Annotated in this window: 9 protein-coding genes and 2 pseudogenes; 6 read left to right on the top strand and 5 right to left on the bottom strand. The window is 55.7% G+C overall.

The genetic code is table 11. The annotated features are described in order from the left end of the window. Positions 1 to 106: 106 nt before the first annotated feature. The 5 genes and pseudogenes from ACUVTA_RS07960 to ACUVTA_RS07940 form a co-directional block, all read right to left on the bottom strand. A complete protein-coding gene (locus tag ACUVTA_RS07960; RefSeq protein ID WP_445952419.1) occupies positions 107 to 445 on the bottom strand; it encodes an ArsR/SmtB family transcription factor in 339 nt (112 codons plus the stop codon). 106 nt (positions 446 to 551) lie between these two features. Next, positions 552 to 755, bottom strand: a pseudogene (locus ACUVTA_RS07955) (dihydrodipicolinate synthase family protein); the annotation flags it as partial. Between the two features lie 92 nt (positions 756 to 847). After that, complete coding sequence (locus tag ACUVTA_RS07950; protein WP_445952418.1) at positions 848 to 1,816, bottom strand: sulfite exporter TauE/SafE family protein; 969 nt, start codon at positions 1,814 to 1,816, stop codon at positions 848 to 850. Between the two features lie 116 nt (positions 1,817 to 1,932). Beyond that, complete coding sequence (locus ACUVTA_RS07945) at positions 1,933 to 2,757, bottom strand: extracellular solute-binding protein (RefSeq protein ID WP_445952417.1); 825 nt, start codon at positions 2,755 to 2,757, stop codon at positions 1,933 to 1,935. 64 nt (positions 2,758 to 2,821) lie between these two features. Continuing rightward, positions 2,822 to 3,190, bottom strand: a complete 369-nt coding sequence (locus ACUVTA_RS07940; RefSeq protein ID WP_445952416.1) for a helix-turn-helix transcriptional regulator — start codon at positions 3,188 to 3,190, stop codon at positions 2,822 to 2,824. 271 nt (positions 3,191 to 3,461) lie between these two features. Here ACUVTA_RS07940 and ACUVTA_RS07935 point away from each other — a divergent pair, with 271 nt between their 5' ends. The 6 genes and pseudogenes from ACUVTA_RS07935 to ACUVTA_RS07910 all read left to right on the top strand — a co-directional run bounded on the left by ACUVTA_RS07935 (position 3,462) and on the right by ACUVTA_RS07910 (position 6,327). Beyond that, positions 3,462 to 4,022 carry a DJ-1/PfpI family protein gene (locus ACUVTA_RS07935; RefSeq protein ID WP_445952415.1) on the top strand — a complete coding sequence of 187 codons (561 nt, stop codon included), beginning with the start codon at positions 3,462 to 3,464 and terminating at the stop codon, positions 4,020 to 4,022. Positions 4,023 to 4,099: 77 nt separating this feature from the next. Then, entirely contained in the window at positions 4,100 to 4,456 is a 357-nt protein-coding gene (locus ACUVTA_RS07930) for an FIST N-terminal domain-containing protein (protein WP_445952414.1), read from the top strand. 25 nt (positions 4,457 to 4,481) lie between these two features. Further along, positions 4,482 to 4,682 (top strand): FIST N-terminal domain-containing protein, encoded by a 201-nt coding sequence (locus ACUVTA_RS07925; RefSeq protein ID WP_445952413.1) that lies wholly within the window; start codon positions 4,482 to 4,484, stop codon positions 4,680 to 4,682. Then, a pseudogene (locus ACUVTA_RS07920) lies at positions 4,661 to 4,714 on the top strand (hypothetical protein); the annotation flags it as partial. The gene ACUVTA_RS07925 and the pseudogene ACUVTA_RS07920, both read left to right, overlap by 22 nt. A gap of 171 nt (positions 4,715 to 4,885) precedes the next feature. Continuing rightward, positions 4,886 to 5,209, top strand: coding sequence for a PAS domain-containing protein (locus ACUVTA_RS07915; protein ID WP_445952412.1), 324 nt, complete (start codon positions 4,886 to 4,888; stop codon positions 5,207 to 5,209). Then, positions 5,185 to 6,327: a bifunctional diguanylate cyclase/phosphohydrolase gene (locus ACUVTA_RS07910; protein WP_445952420.1), complete on the top strand. Its 1,143-nt coding sequence runs from the start codon at positions 5,185 to 5,187 to the stop codon at positions 6,325 to 6,327. The genes ACUVTA_RS07915 and ACUVTA_RS07910 overlap by 25 nt, the downstream gene beginning before the upstream one ends. Positions 6,328 to 6,456 lie beyond the last annotated feature (129 nt).

Here is a 6,456-nt window from a genome sequence, read left to right as displayed (position 1 = left end):
TGGCCAAAAGCTGCATCGGCTTCGGCTCCGCCCCCAACTGTTTGGCCATCCGGGCTAACAATTCATCCAGTGAGGGTTTCTCTATCCCCAAAACCAGCCTCCCTTATCACTTTGCTTTTCTCTCAAAAACCTCCAAACTCGCCGCCAACCCAGCCAATTCCCTTACCCGCCGCAAGACGACCTCCCGGGCTAAATCGCAAAGCTCCAGCACCGCTGGGTCGCGGATGCGGTAAATCACCCGCAGCCCCCTCTTCCGGGCCTCAAGGATACCGGCCTGCCGCAGCACCAACAGGTGCTTCGAAACCACCGACTGCCCCGCCCCGACTGCCGGAATGATTTCGCAGACACAACGCTCGCCTTCCCGCAAGAACTCCACAATCTTGAGGCGGAGCGGGTGGCCCAGCGCCCGTAGCACTCCTGCCGCCATTTCCCACACCTTTTTCATCACGGCGCCCCCCTTTTAGTCTTCCTTATATGAGCATATTAGCATATTGCCAAAAATAAAACAACCCCGAAAAAATTTTTCCGGGGTAGGGCCAAAAGTGAAAAGCTTACGGGAGTCCGGCGTCCCGCAACAGCTGACTTAACTTCTCTTTCTCTTCTGCCGTCGCCTCCACGAGCAGCAGCCACGGCGCGCCCACGTTCATCCCGAGAAGGTTGAGCGCCGCCTCCACCAGCACCGGGTTCGTGGTGATAAACATTCCTTTGATGAGCGGGAAGAGCTCTTTGTGAATTTTCGCCGCCAGGGCTACGTTCCCGCTCTTACAATTTCCATTATGTGTTTCCTCGGAAACAGACGTTCAACCTTAAACTGACAGACCTTTAAGATCCCTTTTGCGTTCAACGTTTATAAAAGGAACTCGATCACATACCGGAGCGCCAAGTAGGTAACCAAAGCACCCAGGATGCCGCGGATCAAACGGTCCGGCAGGAATTTCTGAACGCGCGCACCAACATATGTGCCCAGCAAGCCGCCTACACCAAAGAGCGCCCCCAGCGCCCAGTCCGGCGCTACCGCTGCTTGGCCGACCATCGGGGTCAGGGCAAGGACGTGGAAAAAGACCACGCCGGCAATAGAGCTGAGGAAGGTTCCCGCCAGGGCGGCGCCAGCCACCGTGTAGACGGGAAGACCAAGGATGGAAACATAGAAGGGAGCAAGGATGGAGCCGCCGCCAATGCCGTAGATGCCGCCGATTATCCCCACGATCAGAGCCACAAAGAAAACAGTGAAGGTGCTGAAGGAAAATGTTTCCCCCCAGAACTCGTATTCGATGCGGGAAAGCGAGACGTTTTTCGTCTTGACCACGGCTTCAACCGGCAACCCGGCAGCCAGTCGTGCTTTGGCTTCGCCCTTAAGCTGGGTGACCCGCTCGCGAAACTTTTGTTCGATCGCCTTGGTTTGGGCCCTACTCTTGATATACCGGCCGGTAGTTTCGTAGAGCAGCCGCACACCGAGATAAAGCAGCACCAGCCCAACGAAGAACTTAAAAGTGCGCGGATCAGGGAAATACTTGATGCGGATAATTGCCCCGGCAAAAACACCCGGAAGAGTGGCTAGGATCACTACCCAGACCAACGGCCAGGCCATCCGCCCTTCCTTGATGTACCGGTAGAGGCCCCCGGGAATAGCGAGGATATTGTAGATAAGGTTTGTCGGACTTACGGCCGGGGTGCTGAAACCCAGGACGCTAACCTGAAAGGGCAACAGGAGAAACGCGCCGGAAACGCCGGCCGGCGCGGTTACCAAGGAAATAGCAAACGCCACCACCGGCGGGATCAAAGGGAAGACCTTAACACCTGAGACCGGAAAATACACGGTAAACCCACTCTCCCCTCAACGTAGTCTGCGGCTACAAGGGTTTGGAAAGTTTTTGGCCTCGCGAAGCATTTCCCGCCTCCCTCTTACACTTTCCTAAGGAATTCAGGTGGTTTTTAGCAAGGTACAAGCCCGCACTTCTCTAAAACGGTGTGGCCCTCCGGGCCGGTCAGCAACTCGATGAAGGCCCAGGCAAGGTCGGGGTGGAGCGCGGTAAGGGGTACACCCACGGCAAACTCGGTGGGCTGGCCACGAAGGGTAATGTATTCGCCTGGCCCCTTCCCTCCTACCGTTACGGCAGCAGTCGCGTAATAATCAGAATACGCCGGATTCGAAAGATTGATCTTGGAGGGTAAGATAAGGTAGGGAAATCCCAGTTGCCGGGCTACAGATGCGTAGAGAAAGGCGTAATCAACCTTACCTTCGAGCAGGGCACCTGCGGCGTTTATCGATTTGGGATAAAGATGCTGCGACGGGCAGCCGGCTTGCAAAGCAGCGAAAAGGCCCGGCCGACTATAAAACTTTTCCGCCAGTTGCCATACCATCAGGGTCCGGTAACCGCACGGATCCAGGTTTGGGTCGGAATGGGCGTAGGTAACGCCCGGGCTAAGCAAGATATCCATCCAGTTATCCGCGTCTATATTGCTGCTACCGCGTGAGGACTTATTGTAACCGATCACGATCTGGTCAGTGGCGAAGACAAAGTACTCTTTTACAACGTCCGGCACGAGTAATTCGGCGAATATAACCTGGTCGGCCAGTACAATAACCTCATATTGCTTACCGGTCAGTACACAGCGGGCACATTCCCGGGAGCCTGCTCCCTCGATTTCTACAAATAGGCCCGGGTGCCGCCCACCAAACAACTCCAAACAAAATTCGATTGGCCGCCGTAGGGCGCCGGCGTGAATGATCCGGAAAGGTTGCGCTCTCTGGGACACGTTTCCGGTGCCTCCCGTCTTTTCGATTATGGCATACCTTTCAGTTCTTGGTTCGGATAGGGTTTCAGCCTGTTCCCCAATTCTGATACCGCCGCAGGAAATTTTCCAGCCTTTTCTTTTCCTGCCGTACGCTTGCCGCCCAAGCCTTTAAAACCTGCTCGCCCCGAGGAGTTAAGGTATACAGGCGTCTGGCGGGCCCTGCCGGTCCGGCTTCCCAACGGGAGGTCACCAAACCGTCCGCATCCATACGGCGCAGGTTCCGGTAGACCGTGGCCACGTCAACCTCCCCGTTCGTAAAGTCGGCCTTGTTCAGCCGCTGGATTAGCTCGTACCCGTGCGCCGGCTTTTCGGCCAAAAGAAGGAGCAACTGGGCCTGGATCAGCCGTTCGGTTACCAGGGCAGCGTGCAGGCCAGCATCCCGTTTCTTATTCACGAGTGTACCCCTCAGTTATTATTAATGTGCATATAGCTTACTAATAAAAGTAGCGGAAAAAGATGACCGTGTCAAGGTTTAGTAGGTAAACGACCGAGTTTAATTCCGGTAGTCCTTTTCAGCTTACCTTCACCGACGATCTTTGTCCTGGCTAATATCTTTTAAAAATTCTCAAAGAGGAAAATTTGCCCTCCGTCAAGAAGTTACCTTTTAGACGAATTTTTGAACCAGGGGGTATTGGAGGTAAGATGGGTGCCAAAAAGATCTCCTTATGCTAGTCGGTGACTTCGTAGAAGACTACGAGGCGATGGTACCGTTCCAGGCGCTGCAAATGGTAGGCCACGTTATCCACGCAGTATGCCCGGGAAAGAAAGCCGGCGAAAAAGTGCGCACAGCCGTACCCGACTTCGAGGGAGACCAGACATATAGTGAAAAACCAGGTCACAACTTCACACTTAACGCCACCTTTGAGGAGATCAAGGCTGAGGAGTACGACGCCCTGGTGATACCCGGAGGCCGCGCCCCCGAGTATATCCGCCTAAATCCGAAGGTAATTGAGATGGTACGTCACTTCGCCGAAAACAACAAGCCGATAGCCGCCATTTGCCACGGTATCCAGGTGCTGACTGCTGCAGGGGTGGCAAAGGGCAGAACCTGTACGGCTTACCCGGCAGTAAAACCGGAGGTAGAAAACGCGGGCGGGAAGTGGACGGATGTGGAAGTGAACGCAGCCTGTGTCGAAGGAAACCTTGTCACGGCGCCGGCCTGGCCCGCACATCCCGAGTGGCTGGCAAAGTTCTTGCAGCTCCTGGGCACAAAAATCGCGCTGTAGGGAGTTTTCCCGGGAAAGGGGAGAGGATCTTCGCAAGAAACGAGCCTCTCCCCCGCCCGGGGTTTTTGAAAGAAGAGGTGAAACCGCGAGTGCAGATAGGCATCGGCTACAGTAAACTGCCGGCGCCGCATGAGGCCGCAAGAGAAGCCGCACGGATGGCCCTCGCCAGCGCGGGGAACCCGTCGCTCGCGTTTTTGTTCACCACCGAGGAGTACGACCAGCAGGCCGGGCTCAAAACGGTCCTGGAAGAAACGCGCTACCCCAGGCTCGTCGGGGCCTCGGGGGCCGGACTGGTCACACCGGAGGGCATAACCACGCAGGGTGTCGGAATAGTAGCCCTGAGCGGCACGGGTATTTCGGCCACCACCGCCATTGTAGAAATGAACCCTGAGCTGCCGGGGACACAGGCAGGAAACTGGCCTGTGAACTCTTAGGGGAAACAGGACCCCGGAGGGCACCGTGTTTCTGTTTCCAGATGGCCTCGGGGGAAATATTTCGGAAATGCTGCGGGGCGTCTACGACGTGATGGGACCCCGCTTTAAATACGTCGGCGGCGGAACGGGAGATAACCTGCGCTTTTCGAAAACGTACCAGATGACCGAAGCGGGTGTCTCAAGCAAAGCGGTTTTGCGGCGGCGCTGCTCACGGGCGGTGAATTAGGCATCGCGGCAGCCCACGGCTGGCGGTCCTGGGGACCTCCCATCCTGATCACCAAATCGGAAGGGAAAGTCGTTCACGAGTTGGGCGAACAACCGGCTTTTTCCGTGTACTCCCACCGCCTGGGGAGGAATAACCCTGGAGGAGTTCCCCTATGTGGCTCTCCGGAATCCCTTCGGAATACCGGACGCCTGACAAACCTGCTGATGCTCCGGCGCTGGGAAGAAAGGACGCTACAGCTTGCGGCGCGTTTCAAGCTGGTCTTCGAGAACACCCCCATGGTAGGTATCGCCTCCGGGGACCAGAGCGGTAGGACGCTATTCCTCAACAAGGAGGCAAAAAGGATTCTGGGTTGCGATCCTGCAACGCGGGACCCCGACTGGACGGAAAGGTTTATCCCTGCCGGCAAATTTAAAAGGCTCCTCGAAAGGTCGTGGGAAAACGGGCAGGCTGTTGAACCTCTACCGAATGGCGGGTATCAACACCTCAGGGAGAGTTGCGGTGGGTGCTCCTCTCCCTTCTGCCCGTAAGGTGGGGGAAGGAAGTCGCAGAGCTTTTCTGTATGCTTGTGGGCGTTACCGCCCAAAAGAACATGGAGGAAAAGCTGATAGAACTTAGCACCACCGACGGGCTGACCAGACTCTCCAACCGTGTCCGCTTCGAGCAAAGGATGCGTGAACTAGACGAAACGGGAGTGCGGCCGGTCGGTATTATTATATGCGACATCGACGGGCTGAAAACCGTCAGCGATTGCCTGGGTCACGAGCGGGGCGACGAACTCCTGTGTACGGCGGCCAACACGCTCAAAGATAGCTTCCCGACCGGAGAAGCCTTCCGCATAAGCGGCGATGGGTTCGCCATTCTTCTCCCAGGTGTTGACCCGAAAGCGGCTGAAAAAACACGCGAGAGCCTGAGCGCCACCATTGGCAGGTTGAACAAGGAGTGGATACTCCTTCCTTTTAGCATTTCAATAGGTACGGGCTTCACCACCACCCCGCACAAGTCCGTACGCGAAGCGTACAGGGAAGCCGACGACGCCATGTATCACGATAAACTCTCCGCTAACGGAGAAAGGTGTTTTCCGGAAGCCGGACATATCCTGGAAAGACTCTTCGAAGCTCATCCTTATATAAAAGCATACGCCACGCACGTAGCAAAGCTGGCGGAATCCCTGGGCAGAGCTGTCGGCCTAGCTGCGGATGAAATGTCAAAACTCCTCCTCCTGGCCAAATTCCACGACATCGAGAAGGTAGCCTTAAGGCCGCACCTTTTAAGGAAAGAAACTCCTCTCACGCCTGACGAAGCGGAAGAATTAAAGCGTCACTGCGAAGTGGGATACCGCATAGCGAGGCGCTCGCCAGAACCCAACCCGATAGCCGAACTAATCCTGCAACACCACGAATGGTGGAACGGCAAAGGCTACCCCAACGGGCTGAAGGGAAAGAAAATTCATATCTACAGCCGCATCGTTGCTGTTGCCGATGCCTGGGATAATATAGTATCCGGTAAATACCGGACCAGACCTCTTTCACGGGAAGAAGCTTTAACGGAACTAAAGAACTCAGCAGGCACCCGGTTCGACCCGCAAATCGTTGCAACGGCTCTTTCTCTGTTTCCGGTAGTAGATCAGGTTTTCGCTCCGAAATGATCTTCGCGCCGCATTGTTGTCAAAAATGGAAAATTAAAGGCCCCCGGAGTCCCGGAAGCCTTGATTTTCCTGGTGAGCCACGCAGGATTCGAACCTGCGACACCCTGATTAAAAGTCAGGTGCTCTGCC

This window comes from Thermodesulfitimonas sp. (assembly GCF_052743955.1).
This window is presented reverse-complemented; position numbering and strand designations above follow the sequence as displayed.

Excerpts from the sequence above, each read along its gene's own strand:
- ACUVTA_RS07915 (WP_445952412.1), top strand. The coding sequence starts at position 4,886 with ATGCTCCGGCGCTGGGAAGAAAGGACGCTACAGCTTGCGGCGCGTTTC.
- ACUVTA_RS07935 (WP_445952415.1), top strand. The coding sequence starts at position 3,462 with ATGCTAGTCGGTGACTTCGTAGAAGACTACGAGGCGATGGTACCGTTC.
- ACUVTA_RS07960 (WP_445952419.1), bottom strand. The coding sequence starts at position 445 with ATGAAAAAGGTGTGGGAAATGGCGGCAGGAGTGCTACGGGCGCTGGGC.